Annotated in this window: 19 protein-coding genes and 2 pseudogenes; 9 read left to right on the plus strand and 12 right to left on the minus strand. The window is 53.3% G+C overall.

Features of this window, described 5'->3' with window-relative positions; all coding sequences use genetic code 11:
* The first annotated feature begins 267 nt into the window (after positions 1-267).
* Positions 268-1,188 (plus strand): serine hydrolase, encoded by a 921-nt coding sequence (locus FG166_RS08480; RefSeq protein WP_012391644.1) that lies wholly within the window; start codon positions 268-270, stop codon positions 1,186-1,188.
* A gap of 344 nt (positions 1,189-1,532) precedes the next feature.
* Here the strand turns inward: FG166_RS08480 and FG166_RS08485 are convergent, their stop codons facing one another.
* Both FG166_RS08485 and FG166_RS08490 read right to left on the minus strand, forming a co-directional pair.
* Positions 1,533-2,786 carry a D-alanyl-D-alanine carboxypeptidase family protein gene (locus FG166_RS08485; RefSeq protein ID WP_003681424.1) on the minus strand — a complete coding sequence of 418 codons (1,254 nt, stop codon included), beginning with the start codon at positions 2,784-2,786 and terminating at the stop codon, positions 1,533-1,535.
* Between the two features lie 140 nt (positions 2,787-2,926).
* A complete protein-coding gene (locus FG166_RS08490; RefSeq protein ID WP_003681422.1) occupies positions 2,927-3,475 on the minus strand; it encodes a hypothetical protein in 549 nt (182 codons plus the stop codon).
* A gap of 179 nt (positions 3,476-3,654) precedes the next feature.
* Here FG166_RS08490 and FG166_RS08495 point away from each other — a divergent pair, with 179 nt between their 5' ends.
* Positions 3,655-4,479, plus strand: a complete 825-nt coding sequence (locus tag FG166_RS08495; protein ID WP_003681420.1) for a lactonase family protein — start codon at positions 3,655-3,657, stop codon at positions 4,477-4,479.
* Between the two features lie 92 nt (positions 4,480-4,571).
* On the opposite strand, the gene FG166_RS08500 is transcribed toward FG166_RS08495, so the two are convergent.
* From FG166_RS08500 to FG166_RS08520, 5 genes are read right to left on the minus strand one after another with little or no spacing between them, the layout of a single operon-like run.
* Entirely contained in the window at positions 4,572-5,159 is a 588-nt protein-coding gene (locus FG166_RS08500) for a phosphatase PAP2 family protein (protein ID WP_003681418.1), read from the minus strand.
* On the minus strand, positions 5,156-5,467 hold the full coding sequence (locus tag FG166_RS08505; RefSeq protein ID WP_003681416.1) for a nucleotide pyrophosphohydrolase: 312 nt from the start codon (positions 5,465-5,467) through the stop codon (positions 5,156-5,158). The genes FG166_RS08500 and FG166_RS08505 overlap by 4 nt, the downstream gene beginning before the upstream one ends.
* A gap of 8 nt (positions 5,468-5,475) precedes the next feature.
* Positions 5,476-8,472 carry a DUF3427 domain-containing protein gene (locus FG166_RS08510; RefSeq protein ID WP_137876782.1) on the minus strand — a complete coding sequence of 999 codons (2,997 nt, stop codon included), beginning with the start codon at positions 8,470-8,472 and terminating at the stop codon, positions 5,476-5,478.
* A gap of 12 nt (positions 8,473-8,484) precedes the next feature.
* Positions 8,485-8,901, minus strand: coding sequence for a (deoxy)nucleoside triphosphate pyrophosphohydrolase (locus tag FG166_RS08515; protein WP_003681411.1), 417 nt, complete (start codon positions 8,899-8,901; stop codon positions 8,485-8,487).
* Between the two features lie 52 nt (positions 8,902-8,953).
* The gene (locus FG166_RS08520) at positions 8,954-9,499 is read right to left on the minus strand and encodes a TetR/AcrR family transcriptional regulator (RefSeq protein ID WP_003681409.1); all 546 of its coding nucleotides are present in this window, start codon (positions 9,497-9,499) and stop codon (positions 8,954-8,956) included.
* A 140-nt stretch (positions 9,500-9,639) separates the two neighbouring features.
* Here FG166_RS08520 and FG166_RS08525 point away from each other — a divergent pair, with 140 nt between their 5' ends.
* The 4 genes from FG166_RS08525 (at position 9,640) to FG166_RS08540 (ending at position 13,432) form a co-directional block, all read left to right on the plus strand.
* Positions 9,640-11,082, plus strand: a complete 1,443-nt coding sequence (locus FG166_RS08525) for an MDR family MFS transporter (protein WP_003681406.1) — start codon at positions 9,640-9,642, stop codon at positions 11,080-11,082.
* 4 nt (positions 11,083-11,086) lie between these two features.
* Positions 11,087-11,842: a DUF4811 domain-containing protein gene (locus tag FG166_RS08530; protein ID WP_003681404.1), complete on the plus strand. Its 756-nt coding sequence runs from the start codon at positions 11,087-11,089 to the stop codon at positions 11,840-11,842.
* A 525-nt stretch (positions 11,843-12,367) separates the two neighbouring features.
* Positions 12,368-13,096 carry a helix-turn-helix transcriptional regulator gene (locus FG166_RS08535; RefSeq protein ID WP_003681399.1) on the plus strand — a complete coding sequence of 243 codons (729 nt, stop codon included), beginning with the start codon at positions 12,368-12,370 and terminating at the stop codon, positions 13,094-13,096.
* Positions 13,097-13,198: 102 nt separating this feature from the next.
* The gene (locus FG166_RS08540; RefSeq protein ID WP_003681397.1) at positions 13,199-13,432 is read left to right on the plus strand and encodes a cytochrome b5 domain-containing protein; all 234 of its coding nucleotides are present in this window, start codon (positions 13,199-13,201) and stop codon (positions 13,430-13,432) included.
* Positions 13,433-13,824: 392 nt separating this feature from the next.
* Here FG166_RS08540 and FG166_RS08545 read toward each other — a convergent pair whose 3' ends face one another.
* From FG166_RS08545 to FG166_RS08555, 3 genes are all read right to left on the minus strand, one after another.
* Positions 13,825-14,301, minus strand: a complete 477-nt coding sequence (locus FG166_RS08545) for an S-ribosylhomocysteine lyase (RefSeq protein WP_003681394.1) — start codon at positions 14,299-14,301, stop codon at positions 13,825-13,827.
* A 60-nt stretch (positions 14,302-14,361) separates the two neighbouring features.
* A complete protein-coding gene (locus FG166_RS08550; protein ID WP_003681392.1) occupies positions 14,362-15,477 on the minus strand; it encodes a 5-methyltetrahydropteroyltriglutamate--homocysteine S-methyltransferase in 1,116 nt (371 codons plus the stop codon).
* A 542-nt stretch (positions 15,478-16,019) separates the two neighbouring features.
* A complete protein-coding gene (locus FG166_RS08555) occupies positions 16,020-17,270 on the minus strand; it encodes an RNA-guided endonuclease InsQ/TnpB family protein (protein WP_003684310.1) in 1,251 nt (416 codons plus the stop codon).
* A 78-nt stretch (positions 17,271-17,348) separates the two neighbouring features.
* Here FG166_RS08555 and tnpA point away from each other — a divergent pair, with 78 nt between their 5' ends.
* Entirely contained in the window at positions 17,349-17,801 is a 453-nt protein-coding gene (gene tnpA, locus FG166_RS08560; protein WP_003684311.1) for an IS200/IS605 family transposase, read from the plus strand.
* A gap of 73 nt (positions 17,802-17,874) precedes the next feature.
* Here the strand turns inward: tnpA and FG166_RS08565 are convergent, their stop codons facing one another.
* Positions 17,875-18,342, minus strand: a complete 468-nt coding sequence (locus FG166_RS08565) for an HAD family hydrolase (RefSeq protein WP_306387745.1) — start codon at positions 18,340-18,342, stop codon at positions 17,875-17,877.
* 20 nt (positions 18,343-18,362) lie between these two features.
* A pseudogene (asnA, locus tag FG166_RS08570) lies at positions 18,363-19,373 on the minus strand (aspartate--ammonia ligase).
* 193 nt (positions 19,374-19,566) lie between these two features.
* On the opposite strand from asnA, the gene FG166_RS08575 reads away from it, so the two are divergent.
* Positions 19,567-20,163, plus strand: coding sequence for a glycoside hydrolase family 73 protein (locus FG166_RS08575; protein WP_003681382.1), 597 nt, complete (start codon positions 19,567-19,569; stop codon positions 20,161-20,163).
* 18 nt (positions 20,164-20,181) lie between these two features.
* Positions 20,182-20,702, plus strand: a pseudogene (locus FG166_RS08580) (N-acetyltransferase family protein).
* The last annotated feature ends 53 nt before the right edge of the window (positions 20,703-20,755 follow it).

Here is a 20,755-nt window from a genome sequence, read left to right on the forward strand (position 1 = left end):
AATTCTCATCGTTTATTAATCTTACCCTCCACTAGGCAGCCGTCATTTTTCGTCCCTTTTTCGAAAATCGCCGCCGCATTTTTGGGCAAATGTGCTATACTATCTGAGACGTTCCAGATTTTCAACATTTAAAAGGGAGCGTGGTAGGGAGACCAGAATCCTGCCACGCTCCTTTTTACATTCCCCCAAGTTTTTCTTCTAACTTCCTTCGTACTTTATGTGTATGATTGAGTTTTGAGATTCGTTTAAGAAAGAAGAATTAACGCCATGACACAACGTCCGCAACGGCAGAGCCGCTCTGAGGTGCGACCACGACACAGGAGTCATCGCTTTTACCCCCGCCTCTTTAGTTTTCTCTTTATTCTGGCGGCGGTGGTGATGATTATCGCCATGGTCAACGGTAACGGCTCCAACGATAACGGTCAATCAGGAAACGCCCTTACAACAGTGAAAAAACAATTACTTGGTGACCGCCTTGGCGATCGCCTCCAACAAGCATGGCAAAAGCAGTTAAACGGTACCGACCAAAACGTGTCAATCGCCATCTATTCCCCCACGACCGGACAAACTTACCGCCTGACTAGGGCGAGCCACGGTCACCAGTTCCACACCGCTTCCACGGTCAAGGTTGGGGTACTGACCGCCCTCTTGCTCGACAATAACGGCCAGTTAAACGACACCGAAAACAACCTGGCCCAGGCAATGATTGAGAACTCCGATAACGACGCCACTTCGACCCTCTTTGAAAATTACATTGGTAGCAAGGAGGGTCTGCAAAAAGTCTATGATGAAATCGGTATGACCCACACCAAGGTACGTAGTGAGTGGGGGTTAACCACCACCACGGCCGCCGACCAGGTTAAGTTACTCAACAACATCTTTTACAAGTCTGACCTTTTGTCCGCCGACGAGCGCCAGCAAATTTACTCTTTGATGGATAACGTTGAAGAAGACCAGTCCTGGGGGACCTCGGCCGGCGCCGCTTCTTACCAGCTTAAAAACGGCTGGCTCGATTACGGTAGCGACCAGTGGATCGTCAACTCGATCGGCCACGTTACCCTGAAGAACGGCACCGACTACACGATCGCCGTTTATACCGATGGCTCCAGTACGATGCAAGACGGCGAAACCCTGATTGAAAACCTGGCCAAGGCCACCGCCAAGGTCATGAAGGACGCGAAGGATTAAGTGCGAGCCAACTCAACCCAAAGCAAAAATCCCGCCCTAGGTCAATTCTGACCTGAGGCGGGATTTTATTATCTAGAAATTAGCAGGCTGGGTCGCACTTCCCATAACGTGCTCCTAACCACGAGCCTAGTGTCTAAGTACGGGCAAAGAACGGTGCTGGCGCACCAGCCATTTGCCCTAACTTAGCCATACAGCTCGTCGAGAAGGTTAGTCGCACTTCCCCCATAACGTGCTCCCAATCACAGGCCTAGTGGTTAAGTCTGACCACAGAACACCGCGTTCCGCGCTAACCTGTGGTCTCATCCTTAGCCCACGGCCTGTTTGATAGATTGGGTCGCACTTCTTTAAAACCAACCCTTATTCTTGTGAACCGTCTTCGTCGCGTACACCGGCAAGTCCACGTCCGGGGCCCCCTTCACGTGTACCCGCAGGACGCCGACTTTTTCGCCCTTCTTCACGGGGGCGCGCAGCTTGTGGCCGCCGATCGTCCGCTTGTTTTTATCCAAGATTAACTCGACGTCGGCCTTCTTGAGGCTGGTGTTCTTGGCTAACCACAGGGTGGTGGCCTTCTTGAGGGTTAAGCCAACCGTCTTGGGGCCCTTCTTTTCGGCGTGGGCGACGGTGACTGATTGAACGCCCTTCTTGAAGTCGCTGAGCTTGTTAACGGTCAGGTACTGGTACTTGTCGAGGACCTGGCCGATCATTGCGTCGGTGACCTTAAACTGGTTGTTGTATTCCCCCGGCACCTTCAAAACCACTGTGATCAAGCGGCGGCCGTTAAAGGTCCCGGTCCCCACGAAGCAGTAGCCCGACGAATCGGTCATCCCGGTCTTTAAACCGTCCACCTCACCATGGGTCGATGCGGCGGCGTTTTGAGGCAGCATCGAGTTGATGTTGACCATTTCGTACTGCTGGCTGTCGGACACTTGGAAGTTGACGAACTTTTGCTTGGTGATTTCCAAGACGCTTGGGTACTTCTCCACTAGGTAACGGGCAATCTTGGCAACGTCTTTGGCCGACAGCTGGTTTTCCGCCTTCTTGGAGACGTTTTTCAACCGCATCTCGCCGAGGTCGCCATTAGCGAGACCAATCATGTTGTAGATCTTGGCGTCGGTCACCCCGGCCTCTTTAGCGACCGCCTGCATCTTCTGGTTGAAGGCGGCCGTGGACCCCGCCGAGGCAAGGGCGAGGGCTTCCGCCGACCCGTCGGCCGAAACAATCATCATTGATTCCACCAAGGACTTAACGGTGTAGGACTCCCCCTCGTTTAACTGGACGTTGGAGAAGCGCCAGTCGTTGGCGACCTTAGCGACCTCCTTTGAGATCTTAATCTTTTGGTCCCACTTGAGCTTACCCTGTTCGATGTCTTGTTCGATCACCGCTAGGGTCCGGATTTTAATCACCGAAGCGATCGGGTAGCGCTTGGTGGCGTTCTTTTCGTAGAGCACCTGACCCGTTTCGGCGTCAATCGTGATCGCCGCCCGGGCGTCGACGGTGCTGCTGGCGTTGGCGACAGCGCCGGCACTAGTGGCCAGCACGGTGGTAAAGGTGACGACCACCAACAAGAGGTGGAAGCAGACCCGGCGTAGTTTTCTCATCGTTACTCTCAATCTCTCTTCTAAACTTTGGCAACAAAAAAACGGCAACGTTCACCGTTCCCGTTTTATATATTAGCGGATCTGATTGATTAATAGTTATTTTATGGAAAACCGTTAATAAACTGTAATCTTTTCGCAAACTAAGCCCGTGGTTCCCGGTTTGGGAAGTGCATCGCTACCGGTCGCCCCGGTTGACCGGGTTGGTTGGGGGCCGGTTGGCGGGCCGCCATCTTCTTTTGCATCTCGCGGATCGATGCTTCCCGGATCTGATCGGCCTGCTTCTTTAAGTCGGTGTCGCTACCGGACTCGTAAACCGAGAACTGGCCGACGATCTGGATGTCAATTAACTCCAGTTCGTTAGGCACTAAGAACTCACTCTTGAGCAGGCTAGCCAGGTACTTAGTAGCGTCTGATAGGTCTTCTAAGCGACCAAAACTATCGCCGTAGTGCTTCATCTTGGCGGCCTTCTCGGTGTGCCACTGGTAGTACTCGTTAAACTGGTCAATAACGCGGTTTAAAGAGTGGCGGTACTCGCGGCGGAACTGCGGGACCCCCTGCAGGTTTTCGGAAATGTACTTCTCTTTAGCAATGAATTCCATGTTAAAGCCAGAGGGGTTTTGCCGAAGCTCCTCTTGGGTTTGCCCCTCTAGTTTGGGGGTAATGTGGAACTGAATTAAGCGTGCGTCCATGATTTCACCTCGTTTTGTATTCCCTTCAGTCTACTATTAGTGACCGGGTGCTGACAAGGGAGGCGCCCAGTTGTCCATTTGACTTTCCCTTACTATCCTTTTTCATCTGATAAGTTAATCAAAAAATTTGCTAGATGGTGGTATGATAAGAGAAACGCTTTCAGGAGGTACTGGTTATCATGCTCGAACACTACTTGATTGGGACCTACACCCACCACACCAGCCAGGGCATCTACTCGGTAACCCTAGATACCAGCGCGGGCCGGCTGTCACCCACCCGCCTGGAAATACCAATTCAAAAACCGATTTTTATGACCTTTGCTAACAACGGGATCTTGTACACGATCGAAAAGCTGGACCAAGACCACGCCGCCATTACCTCCTTTAAAGAGGAGGGGGGCTACTTTACCCGGCTCAGTTCGGTCAGTGCCCCGGGGACCACGACCGCTTACTTGGCCATCGATGAAGAACGCCAACTGCTCTTTTCGGCCAACTACCACATGTCGACCGTCACCACCCACCAGGATCAACCGGGATTTGGGGACCGCCACCTAACCTTCGGGCGTGACGGGCGCTTCATGTACCTGGTCGGCGAATTGTCCTCCAAGCTGGAGGTCCTCGCCTACGATCAAGAGAACGGTGAACTATCGTCAATCCAAACCGTTTCGACCATCCCGGCCGACTGGACCGCCCACAACGGGGCCGCCGCCATTCACGTTTGCCACAGTGGCCGCTTCGTCTACGTTTCTAACCGCGGTGAAAACACGATCGCCGTTTTTGAGGTCCAACCTGACGGCCGGGTCAAGCACATCCAGTCGGTGGCCACGGCCGGCGACTTCCCGCGCGACTTCTCCTTGAGCCACGACCAGAAGTTTATGATCGTTGCCAACCAAAACACCAACGATTTAACCCTGATGCGCCGCGATCCGGCTACCGGGCACCTAGCCACCAACCAAACCGGGGTACCATGCCCGGAACCGGTGCAGGTGCTGTATTGGAAGTGAAGGAAGTGCGGACCAACCATTGGCAGGCCGGATAACACCCAGAAATTCAAAACGAGCGCCTAAGAGAAAGTTTGCTCGGGCGCTCGTTTTAGTTAGAAAATTAGTTGGTACAACAGGGTGCTGATGATAAACCAGGCCCCGGCAAAGAGAACGGTGCCGGCAACGTCACTGACGTGGTGGGCCCGCAGGATGATCCGCGAGCTAGCTACCAATAGCCAGGCCACGCCCCCGATCACGATCACCGGCCAAATCGGCCATAGTTCCACGACCATCAGGTACAGGTTCGTTCCCCCCAGTACGTGACCGCTGGGAAAGGAATAACCATCATCATGTTCCAAATGGGCCCCCGGGCGTTCGCGCTTGAGGGTCTTTTTAGTGATGATCCCTAACACGTTGCCGATCCCTAACGTCCACAAAACCCAGGCGGCGGCCTGTTCTTCGTGGATAACCAACAGGGCGACGGTCAAAATCAAGACGTAAACCACGACCGCCCAGGGTTCACCGACCCAGGCCACCAGGTTCCAAAAGCGGTTGTCGGGCTGGTGGGGCATTTTAGCAAAGGCCCAGTCGTCAAAGCGGGCGACCAGGCCGTGGTGGGCCAGGTCCAATAAGAGCAACCCCAAGAGGACCAGGAGCCCGATTAACCAGGCCCCCCAGTGGGGAATCACCGTCACGCTCACTGGTCTTCCTCCTTCCAGTGCCGGGTTTGGTTAACCTTCATCTTCTCGGCGATCGCTTGGTAGGGGTCGAGCCCCATTTCATCGCACATGTAAAAGAGGTAGATCAAGGTATCGGCGATTTCTTCTTTCAAGTGGTCGCGTTCCTGGTTGGTCAACGGCGTTTGCTCGTCCTTCCACTGAAAGACTTCTAAGACCTCGCTGGCTTCGAGGTTCACCGAAAGGGCGAGGTCCTTTAAATTATGGTACTTCCCCCATCCCTTTTGGGCGGTAAAGTCGCGCAGGATGGTGGTGATTTCTTGGTAATCCATAGGTCCTCCTAATCGATAAAGGTGTGGTAGCGGTTATGTTCAACGGGGTGATCCAACAGAAGGTCCATTGCCAACCGCGGCACCCCATCTTGGTTTTCTTTTTGGACGCTGTTGTTGAGGTAACGGCAAGTCCCGAGGTAGTAAAATTCGGTTTCATCGATGGCACCCGACTTCTGGACGAACAGCCGCAGCTTGTATTCGCCCCCCATGAACTTCACCACGTTGGCCGAATCTAACTTAATGTCGGAATTCTTAGTGTAGTAATGGAGAACGTGGTCATTGATGAAGCGGTTATTGTAATTGATCTCCTTGCGGATGTTTTTGGCCTTCTTGTAGGTGACGAAGATAATCGCCTCTTTTAACCCCGTTTCTTCACTGGTGAAGCGATAACCCGACACAAGCTGGCCGTTCATATCGTAAGGGTTGTTAATCAGACGCACGGCATCCCGCCTAGTGTAGCGTTCCCCAATCGTAAATTGTTCGTTGGCCTGGTAGCGTTCGGCCCGCAGTAGGCCCGTTTCGATCGCATCAGACCACAGCTGGTAAAACCAGCCCCGCTTGGTAAGGGCTTGGGCCAACTGCTCCCCCATTTGGTAGTTTTTTTGGTCTGAATCATAATTAACCAGCGCAACGCCCCCATAAGAAGCTCGTGATGGGTAGGCCCTTTCGGCGTAGTACTGGAGGCTTAACACCTGCCGGACCGAGTTCAAGGTGGCTTCGTTGACGTAACAGCCAGCCTCCTTGAGCTCCCTGACGTAATCTGCCTCCTTAACCACAGAACGTTGTAGTAATAACCGTAGCAAAATCAATTCGTGGCGGCGCTTGCCGTTTAACAATTCAACGGAGATAAGGGACAAAGCCTGGTCTTCGTAGTCAGTTACTTCAACTGGCTCCCCCATCTTAAGCAAGAAACGGTTGTAGTTACGGGGCTTGACCACCGTCGCTAAGATCTGCGGATCGACCGAATCCATCTTCAAAAAGTCGCTGAGCATTGGGATTCGCCCCACCCGTCGCTTGATATTTTGGTAGGCGTCCCGTAAGTTAGCCAGTCCGTCTAGTTTGACCTTGCTTAAGGACTCATAAATCCGTTCCTTAGCCACCTCGTCAAAGGCGATCGTCGACAGGCCGACGGTTGGTTCAATGTCGACGGTATCGCGAGCCTGATCCTTGGAGTAGGAATTATCCCCGGTCAAAGCAATCGGGATCATGTAGTTATTTTTATAGTTACCAATGAAGTCGAGGACCTCGACGTACTCCTTACCCGGGTACTTGCGCAATCCCCGCCCTAGCTGTTGAACGTAGACGATCGCCGACTGGGTGTTACGTAGGAAAACGACCTGGTTGACGCAGGGAATATCGATTCCCTCATTAAAGATGTCAACCGTGATGATGTATTCGATAAGTCCGTTTTCTAGTTCGTGCACCACCTGGCGACGGCGGTCACCATTATCGGCACCAGACAGGGCCTTGGCTGGGTGGCCGGCAGCCGTAAAGGCCCTCGCCAACGCTTCAGCTTCGGCCACCGACGAACAAAAGACCAGGCCGTGCAAGACCGGGCCGGAATAGCCGTAGTAATCGGTCTGTTCCAGGATGTAGTTAACCCGTTCCTTACTGGTCAACAATTCCACCGCCCGTTGCTCTTGCTTACGCGACGGTTTGCTCCCCTGCTTGCGGTTCCGGTACTGATCAACTTCTTCTTCGTATTGATCAGCAAAGGCGTAGTCGGTCAACCCCACGTAATGAAAGGGCGCCAGCATGTTCAACTCTAAGGCTTGTTGGAGACGGATTTCATAGGCGACGTTATAGTGAAAGAGATTAAAGATGTTAAAGTCGTCGCTGCGTTCCGGGGTCGCGGTCATTCCCAAGAAAAACTTTGGGGTGAAATAGTCCATGATCCTTTGGTAGCTCTCCGCCCCGGCGTGATGAACCTCGTCAATCAAAATGTAATCAAAGTCATCGGGGGAGAAGCGGTGCAGGTGTTCCTCCCGTGACAGGGTTTGAACGCTGGCAAATAGGTACTTGGCGTTCTTGTCTCTGGCCCCACCAGTGTAGAGGCCAAAATTGGCTGGATCACCACCTAAGATATTTTGAAAACTCTGGCAGGACTTTTGCAAGATCTGTTCCCGGTGGGCCAAGAACAGCATCCGCTTGGGCTTGGCCGCCCGAACGTCGAAGGCTCCCAGGTAAGTTTTCCCGGTCCCAGTCGCCGACACCACCAGCCCGCGGTCCTTGCCGGCCAGGCGCAGGGCCTCAATTTCATTTAGGGCCGCCGTTTGCATTTGGTTTGGCTTAACCTGCTGCGCCTTTCCCGGTTCATCCGACGGCGTCACGTAATCGTGCACCGCCCTGTTAACTTGGTGGTCCGCTTGGTAAGCCTTGCGGTAGCCGTCCAGCCAGTCCTCACTCAGCGGCTTGGCGTCCCTCCATTCGGCCTCAAAGTTTTCCTCGATTTGACGGGTGATCTCACCGTTATTCAGGGAGCTGACCTTTAAACTCCACTCGTAGTTTTGGTTTTTCATCAGGGCGCTGGCGGTTAAATTAGCACTACCGATGATCACCGTTTGGTAGTCGCGGTGCTTAAAGAGGTAACCCTTCTGGTGAAAACCCTTGACGGTGGCAATCCGGACCCCTAAGTTGTCGATTTTAAGTAGTTCTTCAAACATGTCCGGCTGGTTAAATTGCAGGTAAGTCGACGTCAAGAGCCGCCCCTTGACTCCCCGGGCCGCCAAGGTTCTAAAGAGCGGCTTGAGGTTGGAGACCATTGCGTCGGTCACGAAGGCCACCGCAAAGGCGTACTCCGTCGCGTCGTTTAATTCTGAACGCAGCTGGTCCCAGATCTGGTTATCAAACTGGTTCGTTAATAGCTTAGGCCCGAAGTCACCAATTGGTTGGACCCCATCTTGGTCAACGTAGCCGTGCAAAAGAGAGGCGCCCATCTCCTTAGCCAGGCTCCCCTGTGTCCCTAACTCATCCAATAAGTGATCGTAATTAACATCTTGATGCATTCTTTTCTCCCATTAAATAGACAGTTGGGTCAAGTCTTCTTGCCCGATCAATTCCGCGATTTGCCGATCCGTGGCGGCCCAGTCTAACTTCCCTAACTGGGTCTGCTCACACCAAACGACCTTGCCGTGCGCCATTAGCCGTAAGTCCTCGCTAGCTAAGCGCACGTAGTAAACCGTTAGATTCACGGTCCCAAAGTCATACTCATGCTTAAAGGTCGGCCCCACTGCCGGGCCTACTTGAGCTTGAACCGAAAACTCCTCCTCTAGCTCCCGGGTCAGCGCTTGCTCGGGTGTTTCGCCAGCCTTGATTTTGCCGCCGGGAAACTCCCACTGTTGACCGAGAACTCGTGCGTCGGCCCGCTGCGTTGCCAAGATTTGATTTTGGTCGTTTAAAATGGCGGCCCCAACCACCTGAATCTGTTTACTCATCGTTTTCCCCCGTTTTCTTTCAGTATAGCAAAGTTAAATCCGGTTCGATTCTCTACCCCAACATCCACTTGGCAATCAGTTTCGCCATCTCCTCGACCGACTCGCGGTCCTCTTTTTCTAGCCAGCGCTTGATGACGGCCACGTTACCGTAAAAGACGTAGCGGCGTTGATAGTCGCGCTGTTCTTGGGTCATGTTCTTGGGGTGGGTCTTTTGGCCCTGGGTCAAGACGAAGAGCTGGTCTTGAAAGTCACCCAGGTTGTCTTGGGCAAACAGTACCAAAAAGGTCTGGCGCCGTTCTTGCACGTATTCCAGCACCGCCTGCATGATCGACTCCAGGGCGGCCCGTTTGTCTTGGCACTGGCCGTGGTTAGCCACGCTTTGTTGCAGGTCGGTAAAGACCTCTTCTTCTAGTTCCCACATCACGTCCATCGGGTTGCCGTAGTGGGCGTAAAAGGTCGACCGGTTGACGTCGGCCTTCTCGCACAGCTTTTTGACCGAGATTTCGCCAACCTGCCGATTGGCCATCAGCTCGATCAGGGCTTCTTTAATGACCCGCTTGGTGTATTTGACCCGGCGGTTTTCTTCTTTTTCAGCCATCTTTTCCTCCTTGTTTCCAACATAAAAACGACTTTGTGTTGGTTTTAAAACAAATTGTCGTTTCTTGCTGTGATCACCGCTTGCTCCCCTCACTATAATACAGCCATGTCATTAACACAACACTGTGTTGGAAAGGGAGAATGAATATGACTTCAAGTTCCGTTGATGTGCACGGAAAAACCTATAACCGCATCCTGTTGGTCATCGTGGTGATGATCGGCTCCTTTGCGACCGTTTTAAACCAAACCTTTTTAGCCACCGCCCTGCCGACTTTTATGCGGGTCTTTGACGTGTCGACTGCGACCGTCCAATGGCTGTCGACTGGCTTTTTGCTGGTCAACGGGATCATGATCCCAATCTCGGCGTGGCTAGCCGATAACGTCCCGACCAAGCGCCTCTACTTAATCACAATGCTGATCTTCTTTTGCGGCACCCTGATCGCCTTTCAGGCCCACAGTTTTGCCGCCCTCTTAGTCGGCCGGCTGATCCAAGCCGTCGGGGTCGTCTTACCCCTGTTACAAATCATGATGTTGGAAATCTTCCCGGCTAACCAGCGGGGCCAGGCGATGGGACTGGCCGGCATCGTGGTCGGCCTAGCGCCGGCGGTTTCCCCCACCCTAGCTGGGTACATCCTGGATCACGGCAGCTGGCGGATCCTGTTTGGGATGCTGTTACCAATCATCGCCTTCGTCCTCTTCGGCGCCCTCTTCTTCATGAAGGACGTCTTACCCGGCAAACCCAGCCAGCTCGATCTTTGGTCGACGATCACCTCATCGTTGGGCTTTGGGAGCCTACTCTACGGCTTTTCGACCGCCGGTAACGACGGTTGGGGCGACGCTAAGGTCCTGATCGCCCTGGCCGTGGGGCTGGTCTTCATCGCCCTCTTCATCCACCGCCAGCTGACGATGGAGCGCCCCTTCTTGGATCTGCGGGTCTTTTTAAATAAGGACTTCACCGTCGGCACCCTGCTGTCGTCCTTTGTTAACCTCTCAATGGTCGGCGTTGAAATGGTCTTGCCCCTGTACTTGCAGGACTTAATGGGCCACTCCCCCTTTGAATCGGGGCTGACGATGCTGCCGGGCGCCCTTTTGATCGGGTTGATGTCCCCGGTCACCGGTCGCCTCTTTGACCAGTACGGGATCCGCAACCTAGCGATCACCGGCTTTGCCATCTTAACCCTGGGGAACCTCCCCTTCATCTTCTTGAGCACCACGACCCCGGAAATCCTGGTCGTCTTCTTGTACGCCGTCCGGATGTTTGGGATTTCCCTGGTCTTGATGACGACGATCACCAACGCCATGAACGCCATCCCGGTCAGCGAGTTTAGCCACGGGACGGCCGCCAACAACACCTTCCGCCAAATTGCCTCGTCGATGGTCACGGCGGTGATGATTTCAATCCTGTCCAACGTCACTAAGGCCCACCTACCTGGCCACGCCCTAAAGAGCAGCGCCCCGCTTTTGTACGCCAACCGGGCCTTTGAAGCGACCCTGAACGGCTACAGCGCCACCTTCTTGTTTGCGACCCTCTTTTCCGTTGCCGGCCTCTGTTTGGCCCTGACCCTCAAACCAACCCGGAGGTAATTTGATGCTGATCTTACTATTAATTGTCCTCTTTGGCGGGAGCTTCTTTTTCTTCGCCAACCTACATCCCCACCGCACTGGGGCCATCACCAGCGCCCTCTTCTTTGGTCTGTCCATCTTTTTATTGGTCTTAAACATGGGCACCCACCTGGGGTTGACTAAAACCACCAACAACAACCGCCAAACCATTCGACCGACCTCGACCTCCCAGGGAGTCCAGCTCCTGGTCTACCAGCCACTGGGCACCACCAACAACGAGCGGGTTTACGTATATAACGGCGACCAAAAGTCCCCGCTCCCCGGCAAACGGGGCCTGGCCAAAACGACCAGGGTCGCCAGTTCGGTTACCACCACTAACGCTAAGCACGCCACCCTGACCCTAACGACCACCAAGTACACCTACCAAAATCAGCTCGCTAAGGTCCTCTTTGCCATCCCCGGCACCAAGCTCGCGACCACCCAGCAAGTCGCCCACTTCACGGTGCCCAAGTCCTGGTTGGTCTTGTCGAGCAAACAAGCGACCAGGTTAAAACAAGCAGCCGCTAACCCTACTAACCAGGCCACCTTAAAGACCCAGGCGACCGCCTACGTTACCGCCCACGTCCAAAGCGACCTGAAAGCACTGGCGGCCAAGGCCCAGGCCGGTGACCAAGCAGCGCAGGCTCAGTTGGCTAACCAAACCCAGCTGACCCAAAGTTTAGCGGCCAAGTACCAACGCGCCTTCACCCGCCAGGCACTCCTAAAATTAAGTAGCCATTAAAAAAAACGGGGCTGAGGAAACCATGCTCCCCAGCCCCGCTCTCCGCCCGTAACCTGCGTGGTTAACTAACCCCTCCCGGTGGCGGAAGCACCAAGCCGGACCCCCATCCGGCTTGATGTCTTTATTATTACAGGCGACTTGGTCATATATTGTCGTTGGCCAAAAAAAGCGGTAAAATTTTTCTAAAAAGGATTTGATCATATCGATAACCGCCAAGCCGCCATTATTTTCCTCCTCCTAACCACCGGGGAGGCCACCAAAAATGACCTGATTGATAAGTACCATACCTCGGCCAAGACGATTGAACGAGACATCGCCGCCATCGAAACGCTCCTCGGCGACTACCTTAACTTAGAGGTTAAACGGGAACGCTTCGTCAATGACGACGGCGAGCGCGACGTCAGGTACCTGGTTGACGCTAGCCAGGGGCCCTTTTTAACCCAGCGGGAGGTCTTCATCATCGCCAAGATCCTCCTGGCCAGCCGCTCCTTTGATAAGGAAGTCGTCGAACACCTCATTAACAAGTTGACCCGCCCCTTAAACCAGCTCCAACTCGCCGAACACGGGGCCGACGAAATTAACACCTTGTTAAAGGGGGAGCGCCATTACTACCGTCCGGTGGCCGAACCGACCCAGCTGGCGGTCTTAGAAACCTTCCTCGACGCCGTCTACGCCCACAAAAAGGTGATCGTTGACTACCGTAAGCGCGACGGTTCGATCGACAAGGACTACGTTTTCACCCCGCTAAGCATCGAACACTTCGATTACTACTGGTACGTCCGCGGCTACAAGGAGGTCGACACCACCAAGGGCGCTAAGGGGGATGAGGCCGACGCTGCCCGGATCCTGCGCTGCGACGGGGTATTGTCGATCAAAATCGGCCCCGACGCCACCAAGCGTGAGCTCGAGGGCTTTGAAGCCGACCGTAACACCGTGATCGGTATGTTCAAGGGCAAAAACCACCAGACCCAAACCATCCTGGTCAAGGCCGACCACAAGGCCGCCAAAATCACGATCGACCGCATTAACGCCGAGGTGGTTGGCTACTACGTCGACCAAACCGAGTTCCCGGCCTCTTCTTTAGCCGAAGTGCCCGATGACGCGCCGGTCAAGTTAAAGTCACGCTTAATGCTGGGCGCCGGCCTTTACCTCTTGCTGGGGATTTCCGGCATCGAGGTCTTGGAACCCAAGGAATTACGTTTAGAAATTATCAAAAAACTCTCCGACACCCTCGCCCGTTACCAGCTCGACTAAAGATTGTTACGTTCCGCACCTAATTTCTTGACGTCGTGTCACTTACTTTTGTACAATAACCGTAATCATCCACATTAACCCTTGAAACGGAGGTACATTTCCATGGCAGATAAGGTGTTTACCCTCGCGGAACTTGCTCAATATGACGGTCAGGACGGTCGCCCGGCTTACTTCGCTTACGAAGGCCAGGTGTACGACGCTTCTTCCATCCCGAACTGGAAAGAGAACAAGAACCACGGCAACCTTGCCGGTAAGGACATCACTGACGCCCTCAAGCACTCCCCCCACGGGGCCGGAGTCATCGAAGGCTTGCCAGTGGTTGGTACCCTCGGTTAAGGTTACAAAAAAGACCCGGCACTTCACAGTGCGCCGGGTCTTTTTTTGAGTGCGAACCAACCATTGGCAGGCCGTAGGCTAAGGATAGGGCACAGGTTAGCGCCCTCGGCGGTGTTCTGTGTCCAGACACTTAGCCACTAGGCCTGCGGTTGGGGAGCACGTTATCTGAGTAACCATCAAGGATCAAAAAGGGCTAGGGGAAAGACATCTCTCCTAGCCCTTTTGCCTTTATCTCGCCCTCACTGCGGAGTCAAGACAATGAACTTATAATTTACTGGTCCGCACCGCAGTACGCCAATGGCATCCAGCTGGTCGGCAAGCCGACGCTAGCTAGATACCTATTGGCGCTTGCGGGGGAGCGACGACGAAATCAAAGATTTCTGTCGCTCTCCCTACTCTACTACATGCCGTTCAAACGGTTGGTCGGAAATCCCCTGGTCCAGGATCGTCTTGGACCATTCCTTGGCGGAGAAGAGGGAGTGGTCGCGGTAGTTCCCGCAGCTTTCGATCGTCGTCCCCTGTACGTCTTCCCATTCGGTGTGGTAGGCGATTTCTTCTAATGAGGACTTGAGGGCCTTGGCGACGTCCGTCGTCGAGTGTTCGCCCCAGGTGATCAAGTGGAACCCGGTCCGGCAACCAAACGGTGAGCAGTCAATCACCCCGTCCAGGCGGTCCCGCAAGAGGCCAGCCAGGAGGTGTTCAATCGTGTGCAGGCCCGCCGTTGGGATGGCGTTTTCGTTTGGTTGGACCAGCCGCAGGTCGTAGTTGGCAATCTTGTCACCCTTAGGACCTTCTTCAACCGTGATCAGCCGCACGTAAGGGGCCTTCACCTTCGTGTGATCGAGCGTGAAACTTTCAACCTTTGCCATAACTATCTTCTCCTTTATTTAAAAGTTAATACCACTTCATTATACAACCCGGGTCAACCATTAACCCCAAACTTGCTTGGCAACTTCGACGACCAGCTTGATCTTAGCCCACTGTTGGTCTTCGGTCAGCTGGTTCCCCTCTTCGGTCGAGGCAAAGCCACACTGGGTCGATAAGGCGAGGTCGTCTAAGGACACGTACTGGCTGGCCTCCTTGATCCGGGCAACTAGGTCAGCTGCCGCTTCTAGCTCTGGTTTCTTGGAGGTCACTAGGCCGAGGACGACTTCCTTGCCGGCCGGGACTTCTTGGAGCGGTTCAAAGCCCCCGGAGCGCTCGTCGTCAAATTCTAGGTAAAAAGCGGAGACGTTTTCCTTGGCGAAGACGTACTTGGCCACCGGGCCGTAACCGCCCTTGGCCGCCCAGGTCGAGTGATAGTTGCCCCGGCAGATGTGGGTCGACACCCGCAGGTCGGCCGGTAGATCAACCAGTGCACCGTTATTGACTTCCAAGTACTTGGCCGCCAGTTGTTCCCGGTCGAAGCCGGCGTCGGCCATGCTTTGCCAGAAGTCGTCGTCAACGACCATCCCCCAGGTACAGTCGTCTAGCTTCAAGTCGCGACAGCCGGCGTCGTACAGGGCCAAGATCAGGTCACGGTAGGCCGTCGCCAGGTCCGTTATCAGGTCGTCTTCGTTTGCGTAAACCTCCTTGAGCTTAGCGATGTTTTCGTCCCCCCGGTAGAGTTCGGCGTAACACTGGGCCGGTGACGGGATCGATTGACGGGGAACTAGGTCGGTGCCGTCGGTCAGGCTCTTCAAATACTTAAAGGCGGTCAAGTCGGGGTGTGCGCCGGTAAAGCGAATCTTGCCCGCCACTTGGGCCGAATCGTTGCGGGTTTCTTCGTCGTGGAAGAAGTAGCCGTGGGTTTGGGTCGTGTGTTCGATCCCACCAAAGCCCCAGAAGGTGTCTAGGTGCCAGTAGGAACGGCGAAACTCCCCGTCAGTAACCACCTTCAGGCCGGCCGCCGCTTCTTTTTGAACCAGTTCCTTAATCTGGGCGTCTTCGACCTTGGTCAAGTCGGCTTGACTCAGCTGGCCCGCCGCAAACTGTTTGCGTGCCTCCTTGAGGGCTTGCGGACGGAGGAAGGAACCAACGATGTCGTAGTGTAATTGTGTTGTCATAGTGAAAATCCCCTTTCAATTTTGCCAATTTGCGAAGCCGCTGAAAATAAAAACGCCCCCGAAGCCACTTGTGCTTCAGGGACGCTTGATCGTGTTACCACCCTTATTTGACCCCACCTCGCGATCGGGTCCTCAGTGGGTACTCCAAGGAATACCCAGACGCAATATCGGGCGTCAGCCGCGGTCCGCTCACCATCGTTTGCGGAGCCGGATTGCTCCAAGACCATCTTCAGGACCTTTCACCACGGCGGCTTACACCTATCCCGCCTCTCTTAGGAGGTTTCCGGTCCTTACTCATCTCTTCTCAGCTGTTTCTCATTAAATTGTCATTATCTTAACCTGGTCGGGGGGCCTTGTCAACTAGCTTTTGTCAACCACCACTGACTAAAGTCAGTGGCTTGTGAGCAAGCACCCTTCTGATGAGTGTTTGAATCACAATTTGCATAGATACACCACTGCGAACAGTTCTACGAACCGTTTCGTCTTACACGGCAATTACCAATGCCTTTAGCGTCCCCAGGTTGCCATAGGGACGAGCCAAATTAGGCTAATTTAATAATTCCTTTAGTTAGAATATTCTGCGCAGCGTTATGGTCACGAACGTGGTGAGCATGGCACTTTGGGCATGTCCATTCTCGGTCTGCAAGTGTGAGTTTTTCGGTCCCTGCTGTGCCCATCACAAAACCACATTCATGGCAAGCCTGCGTAGTATTCTTAGGATTCACCGTAAGGAATTGGCGATGGTAGAGTTCTGCTTTATAAGCCAACATTCCTAAGAAAGTCCGCCAACCTACGTCCGCAATACTCATCGCTAAAGCATGATTCTTCAGCATATTTTTACTCCGCAATTCCTCTGCGGCTACGAAATCGTGGTTCTTGATTAGTGTAGTCGAGACATTGTGGAGAAAGTCACGTCGACGTTCAAAGACTTGGGCGTGTAATTTAGCCACCAACAAGCGTTGCTTTTGGTAGTTCTTACTAGTCCGTAATGGTCGATGTTCTTGTTTGGCCCGACGAGCCCGTCGCGATAAGATGCGCTGTGCTTTGGCTAAGCGACCCTTAATTATGCGGTAATAGCGTGGATTAGCCACAGTATCGCCATTACTAGTAGTTAAGAAGTTTTCAGTATTAAGATCAATCCCAATCTGCTTGCCTGTATTTTGCGGCCAATTGACAAAGGGAGTATCCGACGCCAACTGCATTGAGAGAAAGAAACGACCGCTAGCGTCCTTTACGATGGTTACCGTTCCAATACGGGTTTCAGCACTGCGAGCTAAGACTCGTTGATGGGAACCTTTAACACGGAGCCGACCTAATTTAGGCACTATAACATGCTTACTATCTTCAAAATGTACAGTTCCGTTAGTTAAGTATGCTGCCTTCTGTTTCAAATACTGGCAGTTAGTTTGATAACGCCAAACGTAACTTTTCCGGTGAAACTTAGGCACACCTGCGGTATGAACTTTGCGAAAAGCATTCCAAGCTTTATGGTAGTTTTGAATGGCATTGGCTTTAGTCAAGCTATCGATCCTTTTATCTTCTAAGAACTGGAAATGATTAGACATTTGTTTAGCGCTTTGGCGAAGCTCCAGTTGCTCAATCCGGTTCTGAATGGTATCAATCGGGAGTTTAACCTGTTTTAGCCGCCAAAGTTCCTTGTTAATAGCGACCATTTCGTTATAGATGAATCGACTAGCATCACTATTGATCTTGATAATTTTCTTTTGCCTGTCGCTTGGATAAATCCGCACCTTGAGTCCGTAATGATATTTCATCTGCGCCATTGACTTCATTTATTTTCACCTCCTTCACTGATATAGTGTTATTATACCACATGTCAATGACAATAATAATTAAGGAGCGTGGCAATCATGTCGAAGGACAAAATCGAAGATGCCATTTATACACGGCGTTATATTTATAACTTTCACTACCATTTGATTTGGGTAACCAAGTATCGTAATCCAACTTTTACTAGTGAAGTGTTAGTGAATGAAATGAAAGAAATCCTTACAACGGTTGCGGCAGATAACGAAATCGTGATTGAGCACATGGAAGTAATGCCTGACCACGTCCATGTGTTGATTAGTTTTCCACCTAGTAAAGCACCAACTAGCGCTATCAAAGCCCTCAAAGGACGCAGTGCCTTCATTTTCCTCAAGCGACACCCGGAAATCCGCCAGTCGCAGTATTGGGGTGGCCACCTCTGGTCCCCTAGCTATTACATGAGTACTTTAGGGAATATGAGCAAGGAGGTCGTTGAGCAATATATCAATAATCAAAAGTACAATGAAATAAAAAAACGCCCTAAAGGACGTAAGTAGAAGCCTATCCATCCCATGACTAAAGTCACGGGATTCCCGGCCAATATTTATTAAAAGTGCAGCGCCCTGACGCTTAGGCGTGGGCCCACTGGGTTAAGAGGTCGGTTAACTCCTGGTGGTTAGCCACGGTCACGGTTGGGGTGACCCCGCTGGTGTTCGCCACCCGGCGCGGGTTGTACCAGACCGACGCCAGGTGGGCCTTATGCGCCCCAACGATGTCGGAAGGCAGGCCGTCGCCGATCATGATCGACCGTTCCGGCGCCACTTCGCTGGTGGCAAAGAAGCGCTCAAAGATGACCGGATCTGGCTTTTCCACCCCGACCGTTTCGGACACTAAAACCGACGAAAAGAGCGGCGCCAAGCCGGATTCACTCAACCGGCTCTTTTGCACCTTGGCGACCCCGTTGGTGATGATCCCCAATTGGTAGCCCAGGCGTTGGGCCTGCTTGAGCATTGCCATGGCGCCGGGCATCAGCTCGTGTTGGGTCCCCAAATAGCCCAGGTACTCCTGGTCGACTTCGGGGCCGACGGTTTGACCCAGCTGTTCCTTAAAAAAACTCCTTACAGCAGCTGGATCTTGGCCTTAGCGCAGGCTTCTTTCATCTCTTCTGGCCAAATCGAGGCTTGGACTTCCCCGACGTGGGCTTTGCCGAGCAAAAGCATGCACAGCCGGGACTGGCCGATCCCGCCCCCAATCGTGTACGGCATCTTGCCGGCCAAGAGGTCGCGGTGGAACGGCAATTCGGCCCGGTCGGTAGCGTGAGCCTTTTCCAGCTGTTCTTTCATCGCCCGTTCGTCGACCCGGATCCCCATACTGGAGACTTCCAGCTTGGTTTGCAGCGGTTCGTATCAGAAGATGATATCGCCGTTTAAGGACCAGTCATCGTAGTCCGGGGCGCGGCCGTCGTGCGGTTCGCCGGAGCGTTGCAGCTTGTCACCGATCTTCATCACGAAGACGCAGCCCAGTTCCTTAGCGATCTTGTCTTCGCGCTCCATTGGCGAAAGCTCTGGCCAGCGGTCCTCTAATTCCTGGGTGGTCACAAAGTGGATTTCGTCCGGCAGGTGGTAAACGGCCTGCGGGAACTTGTACCAAACCTCGTGTTCCATGTGCTTGATGACCTTAAAGACCTGGCGTACGGTTGCCTTCAGGGTGGCTTCGGTCCGCTCTTCTTTGGCGATCACCTTTTCCCAGTCCCACTGGTCAACGTAAATCGAGTGGAAGTTATCGAGGTCTTCGTCCTTACGAATGGCGTTCATGTTGGTGTAAAGCCCTTCGTGTAAGCCAAAGCCGTACTTCTTTAGGGCAAAGCGTTTCCACTTGGCCAGCGAGTGGACGATTTCAATCGTTTCACCGGGCAGGTCCTTCATGGTAAAGGACACCGGGGCTTCCACCCCGTTTAAGTTATCGTTTAACCCGGTGCTTTGTTCGACAAACATTGGCGCCGACATCCGTTGCAGGTTCAACTCCTTGCCGATTTCATCCTGGAAGGTTTCACGGATGTAACGGATCGCTTCTTCGGTTTCGCGGATTGACAGCTTCGGGTCGTAGTTTTCTGGGACAATCAAAGACATTTAGGTTCCTCCTTTGCCTACTAACACAGTTGGACGGTTTTATCACCCGTTAATCATAATCTAATTTTAACGAAGGGGCGCTCCCATTTCAACCAGACAAATCTGCCGACTTTTAACGCTTTTTCGGTGAAGTTTTTCCGATTAATGGTTTAACGGCCCACCACCCCGCTATAATGGGGAAAACTGAGAAAGGATGATTGATGTGAAGAAAAATGACGACGTGATCGTCATCGTGGCCGGCATCATCGTCAGCCTCCTCGTCGTGCTCGGCGTCGGGATTGGCGCCGCCTACTACCAACAAACCTCGCTTTCGCAAACCCACTCCGCTAAGATCACCACCAAGGAGTTCATCAAAGAAATCGCCCCGGCCGCCCAAGCGGTGGAAAAGAAGTACGGGATCCCCGCTTCGATCATCATCGCCCAGGCCGGGACCGAATCCGACTGGGGACGGGCCAAACTAGCCTACAAGTACAATAACCTCTTTGGCATCAAGGCCAGCGGTAAAACCAACCGGGTGAAGATGTACACCAAAGAAACCCTCAACGGCAAGACCGTTACCATCAAGCAGTACTTCCAGGTTTACTCCTCGTGGAAGGCCTCAATTGACGCCCACACCAAGTTGATCTTAAACGGGACCACCGATAACCCCCACCGCTACCGGGGCGTGATTACCAAGTCCTACACCAAGGCGGCCTGGGCCCTGCAAAATAACGGCTACGCTACCGACCCCAATTACGCGAACGAATTGATTTACGCAATCAAAAAGTTTAAGCTCGACCAATACGATTAACCAGAAAGGATCCTGTCTATGAACCCTACTTTCACGCTGGCCCCGGCCACGACCGCTGACGTCTTAGCCGTCCTAGAAATCATCAACCACGCCAAGGCCTTCTTGAAGGCGGCCGGCTCGACCCAGTGGCAATCCGGCTACCCCAACGCCGACACGATCACCACTGACATCGCTAACGAGGTCGGCTGGGTGCTAAAGGCCGATCACCAGGTGGTCGGGTACGCCGCCGTCATCGTTGGCGAAGACCCCAACTACCAAGAAATTGACGGGGCCTGGCAAAATACGACCGCCCCGTACGCCACTATCCACCGGATCGCCATTTCCAACCAGTACCAGGGCCAACACCTTGGCCAGCGCTTCTTTAAGCTAATCATTGACCACTTTGCAGGGGGGGCGTCCACAACTTCCGCGTCGACACCTTCAAGCTCAACCAGCCAATGCAACACGTGGCTAAGAGCGCCGGCTTTGAGTACCGGGGGATCATCAAGGTGGTCGACCCGGTTGACCCGGTGCGCTTGGCGTTTGAGTTGAATTTGTAGGAAGTGCGGACCAACCTCCTTTCAATCAATTACAGAAGTAGCTGAAGATCCAC

Origin of the sequence: Limosilactobacillus fermentum (genome assembly GCF_013394085.1) — a bacterium.
Taxonomy (GTDB): domain Bacteria; phylum Bacillota; class Bacilli; order Lactobacillales; family Lactobacillaceae; genus Limosilactobacillus; species Limosilactobacillus fermentum.

Coding starts and splice junctions, on each gene's coding strand:
- FG166_RS08505 (WP_003681416.1), bottom strand. CDS start 5,467: ATGGATTACCAAGAAATCACCACCATCCTGCGCGACTTTACCGCCCAA.
- FG166_RS08540 (WP_003681397.1), top strand. CDS start 13,199: ATGGCAGATAAGGTGTTTACCCTCGCGGAACTTGCTCAATATGACGGT.
- FG166_RS08485 (WP_003681424.1), bottom strand. CDS start 2,786: ATGAGAAAACTACGCCGGGTCTGCTTCCACCTCTTGTTGGTGGTCGTC.
- FG166_RS08480 (WP_012391644.1), top strand. CDS start 268: ATGACACAACGTCCGCAACGGCAGAGCCGCTCTGAGGTGCGACCACGA.
- FG166_RS08545 (WP_003681394.1), bottom strand. CDS start 14,301: ATGGCAAAGGTTGAAAGTTTCACGCTCGATCACACGAAGGTGAAGGCC.
- FG166_RS08520 (WP_003681409.1), bottom strand. CDS start 9,499: ATGGCTGAAAAAGAAGAAAACCGCCGGGTCAAATACACCAAGCGGGTC.
- tnpA (WP_003684311.1), top strand. CDS start 17,349: ATGTCGAAGGACAAAATCGAAGATGCCATTTATACACGGCGTTATATT.
- FG166_RS08490 (WP_003681422.1), bottom strand. CDS start 3,475: ATGGACGCACGCTTAATTCAGTTCCACATTACCCCCAAACTAGAGGGG.
- FG166_RS08550 (WP_003681392.1), bottom strand. CDS start 15,477: ATGACAACACAATTACACTACGACATCGTTGGTTCCTTCCTCCGTCCG.
- FG166_RS08495 (WP_003681420.1), top strand. CDS start 3,655: ATGCTCGAACACTACTTGATTGGGACCTACACCCACCACACCAGCCAG.
- FG166_RS08530 (WP_003681404.1), top strand. CDS start 11,087: ATGCTGATCTTACTATTAATTGTCCTCTTTGGCGGGAGCTTCTTTTTC.
- FG166_RS08555 (WP_003684310.1), bottom strand. CDS start 17,270: ATGAAGTCAATGGCGCAGATGAAATATCATTACGGACTCAAGGTGCGG.
- FG166_RS08525 (WP_003681406.1), top strand. CDS start 9,640: ATGAATATGACTTCAAGTTCCGTTGATGTGCACGGAAAAACCTATAAC.
- FG166_RS08575 (WP_003681382.1), top strand. CDS start 19,567: ATGATTGATGTGAAGAAAAATGACGACGTGATCGTCATCGTGGCCGGC.
- FG166_RS08515 (WP_003681411.1), bottom strand. CDS start 8,901: ATGAGTAAACAGATTCAGGTGGTTGGGGCCGCCATTTTAAACGACCAA.
- FG166_RS08510 (WP_137876782.1), bottom strand. CDS start 8,472: ATGCATCAAGATGTTAATTACGATCACTTATTGGATGAGTTAGGGACA.